We start from the raw sequence: 20,437 nt of genomic DNA, 5'->3' as shown, positions 1-20,437 counted from the left end.
ATAATCTAGATACTGCGCCATTCGCTTTGTCTGATCGCTTTTTCTTATCGACCCAGGTGGAAATAAAACATTTGGACTCTGCTTAGAAGCCGTTGGACACTCCCACAAAGAGTGTGCAATAACCTTTTTGGGGAGGCTTTCGTGTCTGCTACTTTTCGTACTGATCGTGATGCACCGGGGGAACTGTTTATCTGGACGGATATCGCCCCTGAGCATGAGCAGGATTTCAATCAATGGTATGAGCGCGAGCACATGGCTGAACGCGCGGCCATACCGGGTTTTCAATGGTCGCGTCGTTATGTGCGCCATGGTGCCGGGCGCAAGTATCTGGCTTTGTATCGCACGCAGTCCTTGCGTGTTTTTGGGACGGCGGAATATAAAAAAGCCTTTGAGCAGCAAACGGACTGGTCTAATACCAATTTTGCCCGTATGAGCAATACCCAGCGCCGCGTAATGGCGGTGTCGTTGCTCGGTGGTGCTGGCACAGGTGCTGTTGTGTTGCTGGTACGTCTGCCAGAAGCGGCTCAGCGACAAGCGTTGGCACGTCAATGTGCCGCCTATCTGGAACAGACCGATGGCCTGCTGGCCTTGCGCGTACTGACACCTGATCCGGAGCTCTCTACCCCTTTACCGTCCGAGGATGTACAACAGCGCAGCCTGGACCCTTACCTGGTGGCTGATCTGACCACCCTTGACGCCGCTCGTATCCTGGCTGCCCGCTTGCAGCAGGATTTAGGGGTGGCAACAAACGATGTATCCGAGTTTTCTTTGCTGTGGGATCTGCAGTCACGGGATCTGAATGCGGGCCGCTCATAAGGCGGTCATCACCTCAATTCTTGGGAGAAGCGACATCATGATTAAAAAACTACTTTCCATTGCCTGCGTCTTTGCGTTGGCAGGCACTGCTCAGGCCGCGACCAACTGGAACATGAGTACCGAGCAGCCCGATAGCAATTTCCTGACGCAAAATGCGCGCGAGTTCGCGGCGGATATCAAAGCGGCGACCAATGGCGAATTGAATATCAATGTGCAGTCGAACTCGGTGCTGCTCAAGCGCCCCGAGGTCAAGCGTGGCGTCCAGCAAGGCGTGGTGCAGGCTGGTGAAATGCTGGTGGCGGCCATCGGTAATGAAGATCCCCTGTTTGAAGTCGATAGCGTGCCCTTGCTGGCTTCGTCGTTCGATGAGTCAGAAAAGCTCTGGAAAGCCACACGTCCCTTCCTGGCAGAGCGCCTGGACAAGCAAGGCATCATTCTGGTGTATGGCTCGCCTTGGCCACCGCAGGGGATTTACACCAAAAACCCCGTGGAACAACTGTCTGACCTGGAAGGAGTGCGTTTCCGTGCTTATAGCCCGGCAACCAGTCGTTTGGTCTCCTTGATGGGGGCCGTGCCGACCACTGTGCAAACGCCCGAAGTCCCTCAGGCTTTTTCCACCGGCATTATCGATGCCATGCTGACCTCGCCCGCCACGGGTGTGGACTCGCAGGCCTGGGACTATGTGAAGTACTACTACGATGCCCAGGTGTTTATTCCACAAAGCTTTGTGATCATTAACAAGCGTGCCTTTCAGCGTCTGCCCGAGAATGTTCAGAAAGCGGTTCTGGAAGCGGGTGAACGCGCCGAACAACGCGGTTGGGCCATGTCGCGCGAGCAAACGTCCAAACTGACCCAGACCATGGCCGATAAGGGCATGGTGGTAGGCCAGTTAAGCGAAAAGTTGGCCGGCGAGATGCGGGCGATCGGCCAGACCATGACCGAAGAGTGGTTGAAGAAAGCCGGTGCCGACGGTCAGAAGCTGCTTGATACCTACCGTCAGCCCTAAACAAGGAGTGCGTCCATGATTGTGCTCGAGCGTATGGCCAGAGTATGCGGCGCACTGGCCGCACTCTTTCTATGTTTGATCGGGGTGGTGGTGACGGCGCAGATCGTGGCGCGCCTGTTCTCTACGCAAATCCCCGCGTCGGATGATTTTGCTGGCTGGTTTATGGCAGCGTCGATTTTTCTGGCGCTGCCCTACGCCATGTTGCATGGCGACCATATCCGGGTGTCCTTGTTGCTGCAGGTGATCCCGGAGCGTTTGCGACGCCCTTATGAACTAGTGGCAACGCTGATCGGGCTTGTGCTGGCTGCCTGGTGTACCTGGGAGACGGCCCACTTTGTCTATGAGTCCTTTATCTACAAGGAAGTGGCGCAAGGCATGGTGGCAGTGCCGCTGTGGATTCCCCAATTGGGGATGCCCATTGGTCTGGGCTTGCTGACCTTGATGTTGTTGCGGCGCTTGCTGCGCGTGGTTCAAGGTCAAGAATTGGAGGCGACTGAGCATGGCTGATTTATCTCAGGCAATTGTGCTGTTTGTTGTTCTGCTTGCCTTGCTGGCCAGTGGCGTGTGGGTGGCGCTGGTTCTGATCGCTTGCGGTATCTTGTCTATTTTTCTGTATGCCGATGCGCCTGCAGGCATTATTTTCGCGACCAAGGCGTGGGACTCCTCGGCCAGTTGGGCCTTGACGGCCTTGCCCCTGTTTATCTGGATGGGGGAGATTCTGTATCGCACCCGCCTGGCCGAAGACATGTTCAGTGGACTGGGGCCGTGGGTACAGCGTTTGCCGGGCCGTCTGTTACACGTCAACACCTTGGGTTGCGGTATTTTTGCGGCGGTCAGCGGTTCGTCGGCGGCTACGGCGGCCACGATAGGCCGTATTTCCTTGCCTGAACTGAAGGCGCGTGGCTACGACGACAGGATCAGTATCGGTTCGCTGGCCGGTGCCGGGACCTTGGGCCTGCTGATTCCGCCTTCCATTGTGATGATTGTGTATGCGGTGGCCGCACAAGTTTCCATCATTCGACTGTTTGTGGCGGGTGTGCTGCCAGGCCTTTTGCTGATGTGTCTGTTTTCGGCCTACATCGCTTTTTGGTCTATCCGCCATCCGGATCGTGTGCCCTCGGCAACCGAGCAACTAAGCCTGAGGGAGAAGGTACGACGCTTGCGCTTGCTGTTGCCGGTCGTTTTGCTGATCATTGCGGTGATCGGGTCGATTTACGGGGGCATTGCCACGGCGACTGAAGCGGCTGTGCTGGGTGTCATTGGTTCTTTGGTGATTGCCGCTTTTGGTCGTTCCCTGAGCTGGAATACCTTTACCGCCAGTTTGCTGGGTGCGGCGCGCACCTCGTGCATGATTTCCTTCATTCTGATCGGCGCCGCTTATTTGACCAGTGCCATGAGCTTTACTGGCCTGCCTGCAAATCTGGCGGCCTGGATTGGCTCTTTGGGCCTGAACCAATACGCCCTGATTGCTGTATTGACGGTGTTCTTTGTGATTTTGGGCGCCTTTCTGGATGGTATTTCCATTGTGGTGCTGACCACTTCGGTCTTGCTGCCTGCGGTGATTGCCGCCGGTATTGATCCCATCTGGTTCGGTGTTTATCTGATCCTGACCGTGGAAATGGCCCAGATTACCCCGCCTATTGGTTTTAACTTGTTTGTGATCCAGAGCATTACCGGGCGCAATCTGTTCGAGCTGGTACGCATGGCGCTCCCGTTTTTTCTGCTGCTGGTTCTGGCGACCGTCCTGGTGACGATATTCCCGCAAATTGTCCTGGTCTTGCCTAACGCCATGTAAGGGAGGCGGAAGATGGCACTTGCTTATGTGATCTTGGGTTCGCAACGCTACAAAGTAGAGCGCGCCTGGACTCAGGCTGATATCAGCGGCATCACCAGTGTGGCGGTGCTGACAGACGGGCGTATCGCTGCCTTGCTGCGTCGTCCGGCCTGTGTCTTGGTACTGGCACCGGATGGTCAGGTGTCAGCGCGCTGGTCTTTGGAGGACATGCTGTGCCCGCACCATATCAGTGCCCGTCCGCAAGGCGGGGTACTGGTGACGGATCTGGATGGACATCAGGTCCTGGCTTTGGGCCCCCAAGGCCATGAGCAATGGCGTTTGGGCACGCCTGGACAGCCCTGTTGGCAAGAGCCGTTCAACCATCCCACGCACGCCGTTGAATGTGGTGATGGCGGCTTGTGGGTAAGTGATGGCTACGGCAATACCGTGGTGCATCGCTTTGATCCGCAGCGCCAATGGCTGGCTGCGTTGGGGGCGCCTGGCCCAGGCCCTTTGCAGTTCAGCACGCCTCATATGCTCGCGTGTGCTGCTGATGGTTCGATCTGGGTAGCCGACCGCGAAAACAACCGTGTCCAGCATCTGGATGTCCAAGGCCGTTATCTGGGTGAATTGCGCCCCCTGCACAAACCCATGGCGGTGGCTGTGCAAACTGACGGTTCGGTGTTGGTTAGCGATCAAACGGCCAGCTTGTCTTTGTTCGACCCGGATTCGGGCACATTAGTAGGACGTTGCCGGGTGCAAGGTGTCTACGGACACGGGCTGTCCGTCGGCTTGGACGGGCGTATTTATATAGCGGAAATGTTGCCGGATTGTTTGACTTGCTTACAGCCCGCTTAATTGTCCACAAAGCATGAAAAAGTAGTCGGCGCTATGGAAGCTGTCAGAGCAAATCCATTAGACTATGCGCATGAATACGTCCGTGCCTCTGTATGTTCGTACAGACTCCCCTGGTCAGCTGCAATTGCTAGGCGATTGGTCCTTGCGTCACTATGAAGCGCTGCAAAGTAGTTTGCGCTCGATAAGTGACAAGCAGGGCCGTTGGTCTTTGGATTTCAGCCAATTGAAGTCCCTGGACACAACAGGTGCTCAAGTCCTGTGCGAATGGCTGGGTGCCGAGCGTGTGCAAACGGCCTTGGACAGTGCTCAAGGCTTGTCCAAAGAGCGCCATCAATTATTGCAAACCGTTGCCAAGGCAATGAGCCGCATGGATGAGGAGCACGTGGCTGCGGCGCGTTGGGGGATGACGGATCTGCTCGAGCGCGTGGGCCTGTCCATGATCCACATCACGCGCAATATGCGTGAGCTTTTGGGTTTTATTGGCCTGACGCTGGAAACGCTGATCCTGAATATGCTGCGGCCCAGCCAGTGGCGCGTCACCTCGATTGTGGCGCAGTTGGAAGAGACCGCCTTTAACGCCGTACCTATTGTGGCCTTGCTGACGTTCCTGGTGGGGGCGGTGATCGCATTTCTGGGAGCGACGGTGCTGGCGGATTTTGGCGCCACCATTTACACCGTAAATCTGGTTGGTTTTTCCTTTTTGCGTGAGTTTGCGGTGCTGTTGACGGCCATCTTGATGGCAGGCCGCACCGCCAGTGCCTTTACCGCGCAGATCGGCTCCATGAAAGCGAACGAAGAAATTGATGCTTTACGCGCTCAGGGCTTGAATCCCATGCTGATTCTGGTCATTCCGCGCGTATTGGCCATGCTATTGGCTATGCCTATCTTGACCTTTGTGGGCATGGTGGCCGGGATCTTCGGCGGCGGCTTGGTCTGCGCCCTGATTCTGGATATCTCGCCCACCATGTTCATCAATATCTTCAATCAGGATATTGATTTGCGGCACTTTGTGCTGGGCATGGCCAAGGCTCCGATTTTTGCCTTTTTGATTGCCGTGATCGGTTGCCAGGAAGGCTTTAAAGTGACCGGCAGCGCCCAGTCCGTGGGGGAGCACACGACTTCAGCCGTGGTGCAGTCCATCTTCATCGTGATCTTGATTGATGCGCTGGCCGCGTTGTTCTTCATGGAGATGGGATGGTAGAGGCAGCCGCTCGTCCCATTATTCAAGTACGTGATCTGGACAATCGCTTTGGCGATCATGTCGTGCATGAGCATCTGGATATGGATGTGTATCCCGGCGAGATTGTGGGTGTGGTGGGTGGTTCCGGCACAGGCAAATCCGTGCTGCTGCGCTCCATTCTGGGACTGCGCCCACCCACCGGCGGCACGGTACGCATTTTTGATCAGGAAATCGGCACCCTGTCGCCCGAGGATCGTTCGCGGCTGGAGCGCCGTTTGGGCGTGCTGTTCCAGCAAGGCGCGTTGTTCTCCTCGCTGACGGTGGTGGAGAACATTGCCATGCCTCTGATCGAGCATATTGGCCTGTCTCGCGCTGCCGCTGAACATATTGCCGCCATGAAAATGGCCTTGGCAGGTTTACCGGCCAATGCGGCTACCAAATACCCAGCAGAATTGTCCGGTGGCATGATCAAGCGTGCTGCCCTGGCACGTGCGCTGGCGCTGGATCCGGAAATTCTGTTTCTGGATGAACCCACTGCCGGGCTGGACCCGGTGGGTGCGGGGGATTTTGACCAGCTTATTTTGACCTTGCGCGATGCGCTGGGATTGACCGTGTTTTTGGTGACACACGATCTGGATACGCTCTACACCATTTGTGATCGGGTGGCCGTGCTGGCGCAAAAGCGCGTGCTGGTCAACGACACACTGGCCCGCGTAGAGCAAGTTGATAACGACTGGATCCGGGAGTACTTCCACGGTCCACGGGGACGGGCCGCCCAACAGGCCCAAAACCGTCGTCAGGAGCATAATTAATGGAACCGCGTGCCCATCATGTATTGATCGGGGTCTTTACCTTGGTAGTGGCGGCGGCCGCTGTCCTGTTCTCGCTTTGGCTGGCCAAGTCGGGGCAAGATGCCGAGACCCGCGATTACGATATTGTCTTTCTGGAAGGTGTGCGTGGTCTGTCTCGTGGCAGCGCCGTGCAATACAACGGCTTGCGTGTCGGTGAAGTGCGCTTGCTGCGCCTGGACCCGAATGACTTGCAGCGTGTGCGAGCGCAAGTGGCGATTCAGGCTTCCATCCCGATTCATGAAGACACGCAAGCTCGCCTGGCACTGGCTGGTATCACCGGCCAGTCCGTGATCGAGCTTAGCGGCGGCACACCGAACAGCCCCTTGCTGGAAGCGCCCGACGATGGCCTGCCCATGATTGTGGCCTCGCCGTCTCCGCTGGCCCAATTGATGGCAGGTGGCGAGGAGCTGATGACGCAAATTTCCAAGTTGCTCGATAACGCCAATACGTTCCTGTCGTCCGAGAACTCCCAATCCCTGTCGGCCAGTCTGCAAAAACTGGAAGTCTTGATGGGCCAGCTCTCGACCGCCAGCGAAGGCGTGCCAGCCTTGGTGAAGGAGCTGTCCCAGGCCAGCCAGCAAGCCACCACCTTGCTGTCTTCTACACAAGGTCTGGTAGACCGTCAGGGTACGCAGGCCATGAATGCCATCCAGAAATCCATGGAAGATTTCAGCCGTGCCACGCAAAGCTTGAACACGCTGCTGGAGCAGAATTCGGCAGCTATTGGCCGGGGCGCTCAGGGTTTGACCGAGATCGAACCGGCATTGCGAGAATTGCGTCAGGTGCTGGCCGGTTTCCGCGCCGTCACCTCCCGTCTGGAAGATAATCCGGCCGGCTATCTTTTGGGTCGCGACAAATTACAGGAGTTCACACCATGATGCCCACTGTTGTGCGTCGTTTTTTACAGGTGTCGCTAGTGGGTCTGGCTGCCCTGTCTGCCGCTTGTTCTGTTCTGCCTCAGGCGGAGTCCCTGACGTATTATCAGCTTCCGGCAACGGCCTTGAAGGCGCAGTCCGCACCTGCTTCGCATAGAAGTTTAATCATTCAGGTGAACCGGCCTCACGCCGAGCGCCTGCTGGCCAGTTCGCGCATCACGGTGCTGCCTCAAGGTAATGAGCTCAGCGCGTATAAAGGCGTACGTTGGGGTGACGATGCACCCGCCCTGTTGCGTAACCGTCTGGCCGATGGTTTACGTGATGCGGCTCAATTCCGGGCGGTGGTGCTGGATAGCGAATCCGTCATTGCTGATGTGGAGCTTGGCGGGACGCTGGGCGCCTTTCAGGTGGAGTATATCCAGGGCGTTCCACGGGTACGGATTCAGTTTGATGCTTTAGTGCGTGATCAGCGCTCGGGCCAGTTGATTCAGACCCGCCGCTTTGTCGCTCAACAAGAAGTTGACGGCACGGCCGTGCCACAGGTGGTTGAAGCATTTGGGCAGGCTACCGATGCCTTGTCCTTGCAAGTTAGCCAATGGTTAGCTTCTTTAACTGTTCAGGCCAATACGCTTTAATGACATGTACGAGTCACGTGATCAGCCCTTGATTTCGCGTTGGCAGTTTGCCAAGCGCCTGTTGGCGCATGCCTCGATCGGCATCGTGTTTGTGGTCTTTTCCCTGATGCTGGGGGCATTGGGCCATATGTGGTTTGAAGAGAACGTACATTGGCACGATGCGGCCTTGAATGCGGCCATGATGGTCGGTGGGTTGGGGCCGATGGCCTTGCCTGAAACATGGGCTGGCAAAGTGTTTTTTGCCATATATGGGGCGTATGTCAGCCTGGTGTTGGCCGCAGCGTTCGGGCTGATTATTGCGCCCGTGCTGCATAGAATTTTGCACACCTTCCATCTGGAAGACTAAGCAACAGAAAAAAGGCCCCATACTACGCCTTTCGGTTTGCTGCCGTCCGAGGGGGCTTTTTATTGGCAGCACCGAGTCTTAAGGCGGTCTGGCGGCAAATAAGGCGCTGTGTTTTGAGCAGTTCCAAAAGGTTGGATCTCCCTCTTTTGAAGAAACTGCTCAAAACACAGCGCCTTTTCTATTGTCTGGCTATGAATCAGCCTTGTACGCGTTCCTGCTCCAGCTTGGCGATCAACGTGGGTAATTCATCCATGCGGCGGAAGGTGTCACGCACACCAAGACGGCGCAAGTCCTCTTGCTTGTCGGGGACCGGGCAATAGCCCAAGACGGTGGCCCCGGCAGCCAAGCCAGCCGTTGCGCCCGTGACGCTGTCTTCCACAACCAGACATTCCTTGGGGTCGACACCCAAGCCATGCGCGGCGGCCAGATAGACATCCGGGTAGGGTTTGTTGCGGGGCGTCTCTGCACCGCTATAGATATGGGTGCCAAAGTAATCCAGCAGGCCAGTCTGGCCCAGTTGCAGTGCCAGCTTGCCGCGGTCGGCGCCGGACGCACAGGCAATCATGCCGGGCTTGTCGCGCAAGATCGCGTCCAGCGTGTCCTGAATACCGGGAATGGCCATGACTTCATTGCTCAGTGCATGGTTGCGGCGCATGCGAAAGGCCATTACCCATTCCATATCCAGATCTTTACCGGTCATCTTGCGCACGGTGGGTAGTTCGTCGGGCAGCGCTTTGCCAATGAACCAGTCATAGCATTGCTCGTAGGTCATGACCCAGCCTTCTTCTTGCAGCATGTCCCGCAGCACGCGAACCGTGATGGGTTCGCTGTCCACCAGCACACCGTCACAATCAAACAGCACAGCGGAAAATGTCATGAGTCATCCCTATTAAGCAATAAAACGTCAAGTTTGTGATGATACCGCAGGCTGCCCACCCACAGGATTGAGGTGCAATGAGGGGGCGCACCCTATGAAGCCCTTAGGGGGCTTAGTGAAAACCCCGACTCATAAATAATTGATTATTGATATATTTATATCTAAACTAAAATTTCATTACACACATTTCTGCGGAACTTCCGTCATGGTGCATAAAACAACTCGAGTAGTGGCAGCAGCCTTGCTGGCATTGGGAATGGCTGGCGCTCAGGCAGCGGAAGTTACGCTGAAAGCGGTATCTGTCTTTACGATGGACACCTTCTTTACCAAGCGCTTCAAGCAGTTCGTTGACAAGGTCAACGCAGAAGGCAAGGGGTTGGTGCAGATCAATGTCATTGGCGGCCCAGAGGCCATTCCGCCTTTCGAGGTCGGCAATGCGCTGCGTTCTGGCGTGATTGATTTCGCCAATACCACCGCCGTCTTTCATGCCAATCTGGTGCCAGAGGCACTGGCCTTGACGCTGACAGAAAAACCCATGAGCGAGCTGCGCCAGAACGGCGGCTACGAGCTGATGGACAAGATTCACCGCGAGAAAGCCAACATCACTTGGCTGGCTCGTACGACGGACGGTTTGCAATACCACATCTACACCAACAAGCCCGTGACCTCGGCTGACCTGTCGGGCTTCAAGCTGCGCGGTGTGCCGGTGTACCTGTCCTTCTTTCGCGAAATTGGCGCAACCCCGCTGCAGATTCCACCGGGCGAGGTCTACACCGCGCTGGAGCGTGGTGTCGTGGACGGCTATGGCTGGCCTTCTGTGGGCGTGATGGAAATGGGCTGGCATGAAAAGACCAAATACCGTGTAGAGCCAGGCTTCTACAACGTGGAAGTGGGTTTTTTCATGAACCAAAAGAGCTGGGAAAAACTGGACGAAGACCAGAAAGCCTTCATGCGCAAGCAGATCGAGTGGATGGAGTCGCAGAACGTGACTGAACACCAGATGGCAATCGAAGAAAAAGCGGCGACCGAACAAGCCGGTGTGCAAGCGCTGGTACTGGAACCTGAGGCCGCTCGTGCCTTGCGCACCAAAGCCTACGAAGCAGGCTGGGCCGGTATCGACAAATCCAGTCCCAAATATGCGGCGCAATTGCGTGAATTGTTTGGTGGCTATCAGCCTTAAGCCAGTTTATTGATGATTTAGTTTGAGAGTGGACATTGTGCCCTTGGGGACAGTGTCCACTTTTTGATGGTGCCATATGGGTGGCTAGATGTCCGCCCTTTCAGTGACCTTGATCTGCGGAGAAGACGCGATGTCTGCTGCCACTGCCTCGGAAGGCTTGCCTTCCAACCCGACCTGGGGGCGTCCGTACGCCCTGTTAATGAATACTTGTGGCGCCGTCGCGGCCCTGACCTTTGGGCTGATGAGCCTGCTGGTGTGCGCGGATGTGGTGCTGCGCAACCTGGGCTACGACGCGCTGTCCACCAGCGTGGAAATAACCGAATACATGTTGATCATTGCCACCTTCGTGGCAGCACCGTGGGTGCTGTACCTGGGCGGCCATATTCGTATCGATGTGCTGTTTAACAACTTGCCCCTGCCCATGCAGCGTGGCCTGGACCTGCTCTCTAACCTGTTGGGGCTGACCGTCTGTGGCATTTTGGCCTGGCAATGCGCGGTCGTTGCCCTGGACTCGTACGAGCAAGGGGCCCTGGTCTTTAAAGCCCTGGTCTTTCCAGAATGGTGGCTGAATCTGCCTTTGTTGTTTGGTGCATCCATGTTGGCGCTGGAGTTTCTGCGCCGCCTGATTTCCCGTCCCGTTGAGCAAGGAGCCTGAACATGGAATGGCACATGGCATTGATCCTGTTGCTAGGATCGCTCTTTGTCTTGATGGCGATCGGCACACCCGTCGTTTTTGCCTTTCTGTCCGTCAACCTGTTGGGGGCTTGGCTGTTTCTGGGTGAAGCGGCAGGTTTGGCACAATGGGCGCGCAACACCACCGCCTCCATTGGCAGCTTTTCCTTAACCCCCATTCCTTTATTCGTCTTGATGGGCGAGGTGTTGTTTCACACCGGGCTGGCCTTCAAGGCCATTGACTCCATCGAGCGCATGATCTCGCGCGTGCCGGGCAAACTGTCTATCGTCAGTATCCTGGGGGGGACAACCTTTGCGACGTTGTCGGGCTCGTCCATTGCCAACACGGCCATGATGGGCGGCGTGATGCTGCCAGAAATGCTGCGTCGCGGTTATCACCCCACCATGGCCATGGGCCCCATCATGGCGGTAGGTGGTATTGCCATGCTGATCCCTCCTTCGGCTCTGGCCGTCATGCTGGGGAGTCTGGCTGGTATCTCCATCGAACGACTGTTGATCGGCGGTATCTTGCCGGGCATCTTGATGGCAGCCGGCTTCCTGGCCTACGTCGTGGTACGTAGCCGCCTGCGCCCACAGGATGCCCCCATGAGCGACGAAGATCCGGCCATTCGCCTGAAAGGTTGGGTCTTGTGGAAGCCCTTTGTGTTTAACGTCTTGCCATTGTTGGGTATTTTTGTTGCGGTCGTCGGCTCGATGCTGGTCGGTTGGGCATCGCCCACCGAGTCGGCTGCGATTGGTGTCGTGGCCTCGGTGCTGGCAACCATTGCCTACCGCGCTCTGACCCTGAAAGCCCTGTGGAAAAGCCTGATCGAAACCGCCAAAGTCTCGGTTGTGATTCTGTTCATTCTGGCTGCATCAACCACGTTTGCTCAATTGCTCAGCTTCTCTGGAGCCAGCGCAGGCTTTTTGGGCATGATCAAAGACTACAACCTGTCGCCCTTCGTGCTGGTGGTGTGCATGTTGCTGGTGCTGATAGTCATGGGCATGGTGTTGGATCAAATCTCCATGATGATGATTGCCTTGCCGTTTTTCATGCCTCTGGCTCTGGCTGCTGGCGTGGATACCGTCTGGCTGGGCGTGATGATTTTGATCGCACTGGAAATCGGCTTGCTGACGCCACCCTTTGGCCTGTTGCTGATAGTGATGCAAAGCGTGGCCCCTCCATCCATCCGTTTGCCTCAGATCTACAGTGCCGCCGTGCCCTTCCTGGTCATAGAAATCGGCATCCTGGCCCTGGTCCTGTTTGTCCCCTGGATTGCCGTGGGTCTGCCAGGCCTGATCGGCTAAGACCGAACAGTCCGCTGAAAAGAGGGGCAACAGCGATGTTGTCCCACACAGAAAACCGGAGTCTCGAACAGGCTTTCCGGGAAAAAACGAAAAACCTGAGTTCGGCAAACGCCGAACTCAGGTTTTTTTGTCGCCGGGCCGCCCCAAGACAAAAAGCACCCCCTTGGGGGGCAGCAAGCCAAAGGCGCGGCGAGGGGGCTTGTTTTGTCGCCGGGCCGCCCCAAGACAGAAAGCACCCCCTTGGGGGGGCAGCAAGCCAAAGGCGCGGCGAGGGGGCTTGTTTTGTCGCCGGGCCGCCCCAAGACAAAAAGCCCCCCCTCGGGGGGCAGCAAGCCAAAGGCGCGGCGAGGGTTTTTTTGTGCGCGATAGCATAGATCCGTTCTGGCCGTATCTCTGCCTGCTTAAAAGCGGTTGATGTGGGAGCCTTATTTCATTGCCAAGCCGCCTTTCAGTTTCTTGCAGACTTTTGGGGGGTGCGTGGGCTGGCTTCATGGGTTTGGGCCGTGCTAAACCAAGATAGTGTTGAGAGCCAAGGCAAGCCGTACGCCCGTTTTGAACCCGCTTGTCGTACGACCCAGTTGAACAAGGCAGACGCATAAGATCGCCGAGAGTTGTCATCCTGATTTTTCAAAAAAGTCAGTTAGACCGCCAGTGCTGGATAGCAAATATCTCGTTCGAGACGCAAACTGTGACCCTGGAAAACCCAATTAACGATCGCCCGATAAAAGATGCTGTGAGCTGATCGAGGGGCGGTGCCGGTGTGGGGGCGGATCAGGTGACTTGCCGCAGGCAGATCATTGCGTAGGGATGCAAGCACCTTGCTGTTCGAGTCCGGCGCTTGTGATTGGTCCGGCGGACCAATCACCGGACGAGTTCAAGGTGCGCCCGTAGCGATTATCTGACCAGGGCATCGGCGCGCAGCGCCGGCAAGTTGCCAGCCCCGACACCGGCACCGCCCCTCGATCAGCGTTTTATAGTCACCCTCTTTATCTCCGGGCAGTTGATGATCCTGACCTTTGGACGAGAGTGTCGGAAATTTTGTGTTCGGGCCTATGATTGCCGGTCAGTTGTTGACCCTGAGTTCTGAGCCATCATTTTTGTGCGCAAAAGCAGAGTGCAAAAGCCTAATTCCCAGCTAGCCAAGCATTAAAAACCAAACTCGCAAGAAAAAAGACTTTTATTTGCGCCCAGGCTCAGCATAAATCCCGCCATCCCGCAAAACCAAAGCGACCTTATCTCCCCGCTGCATGGTTTCATCCAGCACACGAGCAATCAACATTGGCCCCGCATCGCTGGCAACCGTTGCCAGCATATACCTCTCAGCCCCTTCACCAGAGGAGGCACTACGCGTCAGTTCCGTCACCATCCCAGACGAGCACTCCTCAGCCTCAAACTCATCCCCATGACACGTCGGACACAAGAACCGCTCTGGGAATACCCGATGATCACACTGCACACAACGAAACACAGAAGGACCCATCACAAGGCCTCCAAAACAAGAACTGTCGAACACATGCCATAGCGATACTCCACCATGCCGTAGCCCGTGACCAAACCATAACGGGCCTGCGCCACCTGACGCTCCCCAGCCTGAGCGCTTAACTGACGCATTACCTCCACCAAACCATGCAAGCTGCATGCCGCCCCGGCCTGCCCGGCCGACAACTGCCCGCCAGACGTATTCAAAGGCAGACGCCCCGTTGCAATCGACTCGTGAATAAACTGCTTTGCGTCATCCGCCTGAAAAAACCCCAAATCCTGCAACTGCGCTAGGACCATGACCGGGTAATCGTCATAAATACTGACGACATCCATCTGCGCCGGACTCAATCCCGATTCCGCCCATAAAACCGGAGCGAAAGTCGCCAAACCCGTGCTCAAACCATCGCCCTGCTGATCATCAATATTGTGAGCACTGCGTAACGCTTTCACCGTAATTGCTGGCTGATTGTGCGTCGCCGGATGATCCGCGCGCATCACAATCAAGGCATTGGCCCCATCTACCACCGGCACACAATCGAGCCGCGTCAAAGGATCGGCCACTTGAGGCGCATTCAAGTATTCATCCAGACTCATGGGGCTGCGATACACCGCAGCAGGATTCATGCTGGCCCACAAGCGCTGGCGCATCACCAAGGCGGCATAATCCGCCCGTTCCAAACCCAGCTTGCGCATTTGATTGGCGGTTAGCATGGCAAAGCGATGATTCGGACTGCCTGCGCCCAACGGCCGTAAATGATCGTAAGTTGTCTGGTTATAGTTCTCGACCAGTTGCTGGAAGTCCTTGGCCTGAAAATGATCGCCGGCCACAATCGCAATACAGCGGGCATCCCCTGCCTGAACCGCGCGAATCGCGTGCTGCAAAATATTCAGCCCGCTGGCCCCGCCATTGCTGTCATCCATTATCCAGCCCACCGTCAAACCCAGCTTCCAGGCCAGATCAATAGCCCGATCCGGGGCGTGGGTGAATGAGGCTACTCCCAGACCATCAATATCGCTGGCCTTCAAACCTGCGGTGGCAAGAGACTGCTTGAAAGCCTGGGCCAGCAGCTCGGAGGTGCCAAGCTGACCACGCCGGGTATAGGTGACCTCGGTCGCGCCCAGCAGGCGCACCGTCTCCAGATTAAAACTAGGCGTCATATCGAATTCCAGTGGCAGCGATCAGCGGCGAACCTGATAGCCCGCTTTTTCTCTATCCCAGGTGTCGGGGCCAATGCCTCGATCACGCAGGGCAAACTTTTGAATCTTGCCATTTTCCGTGGTGGGCAAGACTTGGGCAAACTCAATAAAGCGCGGCACGGCAAAGTACGGCAGACGGCGCTCGCAATGTTGTAGCAGCTCCTCGCAACTGACCGTGCAATCCGGGCGCAGCACAATCATGGCCATGACCTCGTCCTCGGCCAACTCGGACTTGGCGGCATAGACCGCGACCGTGTGAACGGCAGGATGGCTGGCCAAAGCCTGCTCGACTTCGTAGGAGGAAATGTTTTCCCCACGGCGGCGAATCATGTCTTTCAGACGGTCTACAAAGCGGTAGTAGCCATCGGCATCGCGTACCACGCGGTCGCCCGTGTGGAACCACAGATTTTTCCAGGTCTCCACGGTCTTGTCGGGTTGACCGTAGTAACCCAAGGCAAAAGCGTAAGGCTCATCGGCGCGCAACAACAGCTCGCCCACCTCACCATCTGGCAGTGGGTTGTCGTTCTCGTCCACCACCAGGGCTTCAAAGCCCTCAGACACTCGGCCCATATAGCCATTACGCTGTTCCTGAATGCCACGGCCCATCACATAGTTGGTTTCGGTAGAGCCAAAACCATCCAGTAGATGCATGTGGCAGCGCTCCAGAAACTGGCTATGAAATTGTTCGGGAACGCCTGGGCCCAGGGCAATGCGTGTCTTGTGCCGCTTTTCTGCCGCTGTTTCTGGTTTGGACAGCAAGATGGGCACCATGGCGCCCAGCAGATAGGTAATCGTCGCGCCGGTTTCGCACAGATTGTCGAAGAAACGGCTGGCGGAGAAACGTTTATCCACCACCATGCAGGCGTCGCTGACCAGGGCCTGGAAAAAGGTGTTCAGGGCATTGGTGTGGAACATGGGCAGGCAGGTGTACAGCACATCATCGGGTTTCATGCCCAACTTGCTGGCGGTGTAAATACCCCACCAGTAGAACTGGGCGTGCGGGCACTGAACGCCTTTGGAAGGGCCTGAAGTTCCGGAGGTATACAGAATGGCCAGCGTATCGCCAGGGCCTATGTCGGCAGGCTCGCAGTAATCGCCCAAAGCAGGTAGATCGCAGGTGGGTACAGCCAGGGTTTGTGCCACTTCCTGGCCTTGAATCAGCCAGGCTTGCTGGACGGCGGTGGCGGCAAGGTCCACATCGGCCAGCAGTGGTGTCAGATCGGTTTCCACCACCAGCAAGCTGGCCTGGCTATTGCACAGGATGTGCTGCAACTGCGCGCCGCGCGAGGCGGTATTGATAGGCACCACAATCGCGCCCAGCCAGCCGCAACCCAGCACCATGTCCAGGAACTCGTGACGGTTGGTGCACAGCAGGGCAACACGGTCGCCACGCTTGATACCGGCACGGCTCAGGCGGCTTGCACTGGCGGCGGCCGCCTGCAAGGTTTGCTGGCCGGTGTAGTGGATGTGTCGGTCTGAGAACAGCGGCGTATCACCCATGCGCTCTGCGCGCAGGCGCAACAAGGCGGGCACCGTGCGCTGCGTAGCAGGTATTGAAAACAGTGGCAATTCAGAAGCAGGAATGGAATGGGCGTGCATGATCAATCTGTCTCCCGGCCAACGCGCGATCAAGGCGGCAAGCCGATATGCATGGGTGAAATTACTAATATCCGGCAAACAGTATACTGCAATATATTATTTTGAAATTCCTGTCCTTCACCGGAAAAACCCGAAGTCGATGAGGCCGCCAAGTCGTGGTGTTTCGCATAAACCAAGGGCTGGACAAGGACAGAAAAGGGGGCGTTTTGCAGGCCAGGGCAGTACGGCAGGCAAGGCGGTTGATCAGGTTTCAGAACGACAGTCGATCAGCAAAAAGCAGGTCAGGCCCACGTGTTTGGGCGGATGTGCTTCACAATGACTTTGAATAAGCCCACAGGGGCAACGGGGATAGAACAATGAAGGTATGGCTTAAGTTGGCAACGTGTTGCGCGCTCATGTTGGGTGCACAGGCTCATGCTCAGAATAAGAATGTCACGCTGGTTATTCCTTATCCGCCTGGTGGTGCGGCTGATCAGTTGGCGCGTGTGATCTCTCAGGAAATGGGAACACGCTTCGATCAGAAAGTGATTGTGGAGAACCGTCCGGGTGCCGGTGCGCAGGTCGCCATGAATGTGGTGAAAAATGCCAACCCCAATGCCTTGGGAACGGTGCTGTTTCTGGCCGATAGCGGTGCCTATTCGCTTAACCGCCATATGTATCAGCGCCTGAACTACGATGTCGCCACGGACCTGATTCCCATGACGCTGGCCGCCAAGGCTCCTGTGTTCCTGCTGGTCAACAAAGACAGCCCTTTCAAGACCGTTCAGGATCTGGTTGCCGCCGGCCAGAAGCAAGAGCTGACATACGGCTCGCCCGGTATGGGTACCGGCACTCACCTGTTGGGCGAGATGCTGCGCAAAGAAACTGGCGCCCGTCTGGTGCACGTGCCTTACAAGGGCGCAGGTCCGGCCTTGATCGATGCGGTCAGTGGCCAGATCGACTTTATTTTTGATGTATTGACCGGTAGCCGTGGCTTTTTGGAGGATGGTCGTTTGCGCGCGATTGCCGCTGCCACGACAGAACGTAGCCCGTTGCGTCCTGATACGCCCACCCTTGCTGAAAGCGGTATTCCCAATGTGGCTTTTACGATCTGGTGGGGTATCTCGGCCAAGGCAGGCACCCCTGCCGATGAGGTGACACGCTTAACCGAGCAGTTGACGGCTGTGCTCAATGCGCCGGAAGTCGTGCAGAAGTTTGTGGACTTTGGTATTGAGATTCAGCCCTCGACACCACAAGCGTTTGCTGAGTTGATCGAGAGCGATGCGACGGCGATGGGCCCGATGATCCAGTCTTTGCAGATTACGTTGGATTAATTCTGTTTTAGGTGACGGGCCTGCCGTCAGAGGTGTTGCAGACAAGCCGGCCATGCCGGCTTGTTTCATTGATGCCCGGCCCCAGAATCAGGGACGCAACTCTTTGGCGCCGCGTTCGATCAACATGGCCGAGATTTCCTTGTTGCCATTTGCATTGGCACGCACCAGTGGCGAATAGCCTTCAAAATCGCGGGCGTTAACATCGGCACCATTGTCCAGGAGGAAGCGGGCGATTTCTTTGTTGCCGTTCATGCTGACCAGATGCAATGGGGTATAGCCGTCCAGCTTGGCATTGACCAGGGCTTTGTCTTGTTGCATGGCCGTAATGACTTGCTCGGCTTGGCCAGCCCAGATCTGTTCATACAGATCGGCGTTGGCGGCGTAGACGGGGGCGGCAAGGCTCAGGGTAAGCAGGGCAGCGGAAATAAACTTCATTTAATACTCCAAAAGCAGATTTAAACTAACCGTTATGAATAATAGTTATTTTTGAAAGCGGGTTCTGTAATGGCTTGTTACTTCAGGAGGCCGGGCCAGGGGCTGGCCATGCGCTAGTGGGACAGCAGTTCGGCTTGTTTGATGCAATAGGCGGAGCTGCAGATCACCAGATTTTCATGAATTTTTTGCGCGGCCTGTTCAGGCTGGCCCTGCTCAAAAGCCTGGTAGATGCCTTGAGCGCGTTGCAAGGTTTCTCGACGGAAAAGCGGGTCTTGCAGGCAGGCGATACGGGCTTGATCGGCCCGGTCATGCAAACGCTCCATGGTATCGATGAGCTGCTTGTTGGGCACCATATTGATCCAGGCACTACGAAATGACCAGTTGGCCTGAATGTTGTCCAGAGGATCCCCTTGCTGATGCGTGGCTTCAATGCGCGCCACCGCCTGCCCCATGGCACGCAAGCCCACTGCACTTTGATGCTGACAGGCAAGGTGTGCGGCGGAAGGCTCCAATAGCAAACGTACCGAGAAGATGTCTTCAATATCTTGTGGGGTGTAGATCTTCAGGACAAAGCCGCGCGAGGTGCTCTCGAGCACGCCCTCGTTTTTAAGCTGCAACAGGGCTTCGCGCACGGGCATGCGTGACACGTTCAGGCTGGCTGCAATTTCATTATCAACCAACCTGACCTCAAAGCTTATCTTGCCCAGTGCAATGTCCTGGCGAAGCATGCCATAGACTTGTTCACGGATATTGGGTTCGCGTTTTTTGTAGGGGGTAGCAGCCATAAACTCGTCCGGCGTCTGGCGCACGGCAAAACTCTGAAAGGGGTATAGGATACCAAGTAAGCATGAAGGGCTGAGGCGTTTTGTACCAGGATGGGATGGGTTGAAACCGTCTGGCCTGAGTGGCTGAAAAGGATTGCTCTGGCGGCGTGGCCGTCGTGTGATGTCTCCTGTATGGGCAAGACTCTGGGCAAACCGCTTCACAGGCTGACTTGCCGCATAATAGGTGTTTTTCAACTCAGCACGTACCAGAGGGGGCAATTGATGCGGTGGCGGCATGTAGAAATTTTTGATGCGATCTGCCGCGGTGGCTCTTTGACGCAGGCCGCACAGTTGCTGCATATCTCTCAGCCTGCGGCCAGCAAAATGTTGGCGACGGCAGAAATGCAGCTGGGTTTTAAGTTGTTCGATCGCGTACGTGGCCGCCTGATCCCCACGCGTGAGGCCAGCATTCTGGCACCCTACGTTGCGCGTCTACATCAGAATCTGGATGACGTCAGCCGACTGGCGCGCAATCTGCGCTCTCATCATGAAGGCCTGTGGCGTATCGGCAGCAGCCCGGCTTTCGGATTGGAGCTATTGCCGGTGGCCTTGAGCCGTTGTCGCCAGTCCCACCCGGCCATGAGTTTCGAGTTGCGTACCCATCACAGTGGGGAGTTATTACAAGCCCTGGAAACGCGCGACCTGGATATGGTGATCAGTTTTGATCAGGGCGAGTCCTCGGGCGTGCAACAACAGGTTCTGGCCGATACCGAACTGGTGCACGTGACCTTGCCGGGTGTTGCTCCTTTGCGTCATTGGGAGGAGATGGCCGAGCGCGCTTTTATCGCTTTAGACGCTAATGATCCTGTGGGCGCGATGGTTGAGGACCTGCTGCAACGCTATGCCCCCGATGTGACCCCCTTTATGCGTGTACAGACCCATTACGTGGCGTGCAACCTGGTTGTGCAGCAGGTGGGTGAGGCCCTGGTGGACCTGGTCACTGCCCGCGCCATGCAAGGTCGGGGCCTAGCCATACACCGCTTGCCCGAGCCGTTGCCTATCCCAGTCAGTATTTTGACGGCCCATGATGATGCGGGTTCTGGCTCGCGTGAGCGGGTGCTGGACCACATCCGGCAGGCTCTGCTGGAATGCCGTTTCCCGGACTGAGCAGAATCTTGACTCCATAACCCTGGGTTATGGAGAGCGCCAACTATTCATTGGCGCTCTGTAGCACCCCCCAAGACAATAGAGGCCAGTTATTGGGGGTAT

The 20,437-nt window shown here is 56.4% G+C and carries 21 protein-coding genes; 15 read left to right on the top strand and 6 right to left on the bottom strand.

The genetic code is table 11. The annotated features are described in order from the left end of the window. The first annotated feature begins 141 nt into the window (after positions 1 to 141). The 10 genes from LNA76_RS16595 to LNA76_RS16550 all read left to right on the top strand — a co-directional run bounded on the left by LNA76_RS16595 (position 142) and on the right by LNA76_RS16550 (position 8,341). Positions 142 to 816 (top strand): DUF4286 family protein, encoded by a 675-nt coding sequence (locus LNA76_RS16595; protein WP_094195274.1) that lies wholly within the window; start codon positions 142 to 144, stop codon positions 814 to 816. Between the two features lie 37 nt (positions 817 to 853). After that, positions 854 to 1,822, top strand: coding sequence for a TRAP transporter substrate-binding protein (locus LNA76_RS16590; RefSeq protein WP_108727086.1), 969 nt, complete (start codon positions 854 to 856; stop codon positions 1,820 to 1,822). A gap of 15 nt (positions 1,823 to 1,837) precedes the next feature. Then, complete coding sequence (locus LNA76_RS16585; RefSeq protein WP_094195276.1) at positions 1,838 to 2,329, top strand: TRAP transporter small permease; 492 nt, start codon at positions 1,838 to 1,840, stop codon at positions 2,327 to 2,329. After that, the gene (locus LNA76_RS16580) at positions 2,322 to 3,617 is read left to right on the top strand and encodes a TRAP transporter large permease (RefSeq protein WP_230019485.1); all 1,296 of its coding nucleotides are present in this window, start codon (positions 2,322 to 2,324) and stop codon (positions 3,615 to 3,617) included. Before LNA76_RS16585 ends, LNA76_RS16580 begins: the two co-directional genes overlap by 8 nt. A 12-nt stretch (positions 3,618 to 3,629) precedes the next feature. Then, positions 3,630 to 4,454, top strand: coding sequence for a peptidylglycine monooxygenase (locus LNA76_RS16575; protein ID WP_230019484.1), 825 nt, complete (start codon positions 3,630 to 3,632; stop codon positions 4,452 to 4,454). A gap of 64 nt (positions 4,455 to 4,518) precedes the next feature. After that, positions 4,519 to 5,655, top strand: coding sequence for an ABC transporter permease (locus LNA76_RS16570; protein WP_094195279.1), 1,137 nt, complete (start codon positions 4,519 to 4,521; stop codon positions 5,653 to 5,655). Further along, a complete protein-coding gene (locus LNA76_RS16565) occupies positions 5,649 to 6,446 on the top strand; it encodes an ABC transporter ATP-binding protein (protein ID WP_094195280.1) in 798 nt (265 codons plus the stop codon). The genes LNA76_RS16570 and LNA76_RS16565 overlap by 7 nt, the downstream gene beginning before the upstream one ends. Beyond that, positions 6,446 to 7,363 (top strand): MlaD family protein, encoded by a 918-nt coding sequence (locus tag LNA76_RS16560; RefSeq protein WP_125277874.1) that lies wholly within the window; start codon positions 6,446 to 6,448, stop codon positions 7,361 to 7,363. The genes LNA76_RS16565 and LNA76_RS16560 overlap by 1 nt, the downstream gene beginning before the upstream one ends. Further along, positions 7,360 to 7,995, top strand: coding sequence for an ABC-type transport auxiliary lipoprotein family protein (locus LNA76_RS16555; protein ID WP_094195282.1), 636 nt, complete (start codon positions 7,360 to 7,362; stop codon positions 7,993 to 7,995). Before LNA76_RS16560 ends, LNA76_RS16555 begins: the two co-directional genes overlap by 4 nt. A gap of 4 nt (positions 7,996 to 7,999) precedes the next feature. After that, positions 8,000 to 8,341, top strand: a complete 342-nt coding sequence (locus tag LNA76_RS16550) for a hypothetical protein (RefSeq protein WP_094195283.1) — start codon at positions 8,000 to 8,002, stop codon at positions 8,339 to 8,341. A gap of 196 nt (positions 8,342 to 8,537) precedes the next feature. Here LNA76_RS16550 and LNA76_RS16545 read toward each other — a convergent pair whose 3' ends face one another. Beyond that, entirely contained in the window at positions 8,538 to 9,218 is a 681-nt protein-coding gene (locus tag LNA76_RS16545; RefSeq protein ID WP_094195284.1) for an HAD family hydrolase, read from the bottom strand. 205 nt (positions 9,219 to 9,423) lie between these two features. On the opposite strand from LNA76_RS16545, the gene dctP reads away from it, so the two are divergent. The 3 genes from dctP (at position 9,424) to LNA76_RS16530 (ending at position 12,378) form a co-directional block, all read left to right on the top strand. After that, a complete protein-coding gene (gene dctP / locus LNA76_RS16540) occupies positions 9,424 to 10,398 on the top strand; it encodes a TRAP transporter substrate-binding protein DctP (protein WP_094195285.1) in 975 nt (324 codons plus the stop codon). Positions 10,399 to 10,528: 130 nt separating this feature from the next. Further along, the gene (locus tag LNA76_RS16535) at positions 10,529 to 11,053 is read left to right on the top strand and encodes a TRAP transporter small permease (protein ID WP_094195286.1); all 525 of its coding nucleotides are present in this window, start codon (positions 10,529 to 10,531) and stop codon (positions 11,051 to 11,053) included. Between the two features lie 14 nt (positions 11,054 to 11,067). Continuing rightward, on the top strand, positions 11,068 to 12,378 hold the full coding sequence (locus LNA76_RS16530) for a TRAP transporter large permease (protein ID WP_230019483.1): 1,311 nt from the start codon (positions 11,068 to 11,070) through the stop codon (positions 12,376 to 12,378). A 1,177-nt stretch (positions 12,379 to 13,555) separates the two neighbouring features. Here LNA76_RS16530 and LNA76_RS16525 read toward each other — a convergent pair. The 3 genes from LNA76_RS16525 to LNA76_RS16515 all read right to left on the bottom strand — a co-directional run bounded on the left by LNA76_RS16525 (position 13,556) and on the right by LNA76_RS16515 (position 16,656). Next, complete coding sequence (locus LNA76_RS16525; protein ID WP_094195288.1) at positions 13,556 to 13,744, bottom strand: hypothetical protein; 189 nt, start codon at positions 13,742 to 13,744, stop codon at positions 13,556 to 13,558. Between the two features lie 113 nt (positions 13,745 to 13,857). Next, complete coding sequence (locus LNA76_RS16520) at positions 13,858 to 15,018, bottom strand: thiolase family protein (protein ID WP_230019482.1); 1,161 nt, start codon at positions 15,016 to 15,018, stop codon at positions 13,858 to 13,860. A gap of 21 nt (positions 15,019 to 15,039) precedes the next feature. Beyond that, positions 15,040 to 16,656 carry an ATP-dependent acyl-CoA ligase gene (locus LNA76_RS16515; protein WP_094195290.1) on the bottom strand — a complete coding sequence of 539 codons (1,617 nt, stop codon included), beginning with the start codon at positions 16,654 to 16,656 and terminating at the stop codon, positions 15,040 to 15,042. A 356-nt stretch (positions 16,657 to 17,012) separates the two neighbouring features. On the opposite strand from LNA76_RS16515, the gene LNA76_RS16510 reads away from it, so the two are divergent. After that, positions 17,013 to 17,969 carry a Bug family tripartite tricarboxylate transporter substrate binding protein gene (locus LNA76_RS16510; RefSeq protein ID WP_094195291.1) on the top strand — a complete coding sequence of 319 codons (957 nt, stop codon included), beginning with the start codon at positions 17,013 to 17,015 and terminating at the stop codon, positions 17,967 to 17,969. Positions 17,970 to 18,056: 87 nt separating this feature from the next. On the opposite strand, the gene LNA76_RS16505 is transcribed toward LNA76_RS16510, so the two are convergent. Both LNA76_RS16505 and LNA76_RS16500 read right to left on the bottom strand, forming a co-directional pair. Then, positions 18,057 to 18,404: an ankyrin repeat domain-containing protein gene (locus LNA76_RS16505; protein WP_094195292.1), complete on the bottom strand. Its 348-nt coding sequence runs from the start codon at positions 18,402 to 18,404 to the stop codon at positions 18,057 to 18,059. 113 nt (positions 18,405 to 18,517) lie between these two features. Next, complete coding sequence (locus LNA76_RS16500) at positions 18,518 to 19,189, bottom strand: GntR family transcriptional regulator (protein ID WP_094195293.1); 672 nt, start codon at positions 19,187 to 19,189, stop codon at positions 18,518 to 18,520. Positions 19,190 to 19,450: 261 nt separating this feature from the next. Here LNA76_RS16500 and LNA76_RS16495 point away from each other — a divergent pair, with 261 nt between their 5' ends. Next, positions 19,451 to 20,335 (top strand): LysR family transcriptional regulator, encoded by an 885-nt coding sequence (locus LNA76_RS16495; protein ID WP_230019481.1) that lies wholly within the window; start codon positions 19,451 to 19,453, stop codon positions 20,333 to 20,335. The last annotated feature ends 102 nt before the right edge of the window (positions 20,336 to 20,437 follow it).

This window comes from Alcaligenes sp. MMA, assembly GCF_020907215.1.
Classification (GTDB): Bacteria; Pseudomonadota; Gammaproteobacteria; order Burkholderiales; family Burkholderiaceae_B; genus Alcaligenes; species Alcaligenes aquatilis.
The sequence above is the reverse complement of the archived record's forward strand: the minus strand, read 5'-3'. Positions and strand labels throughout refer to the sequence as shown.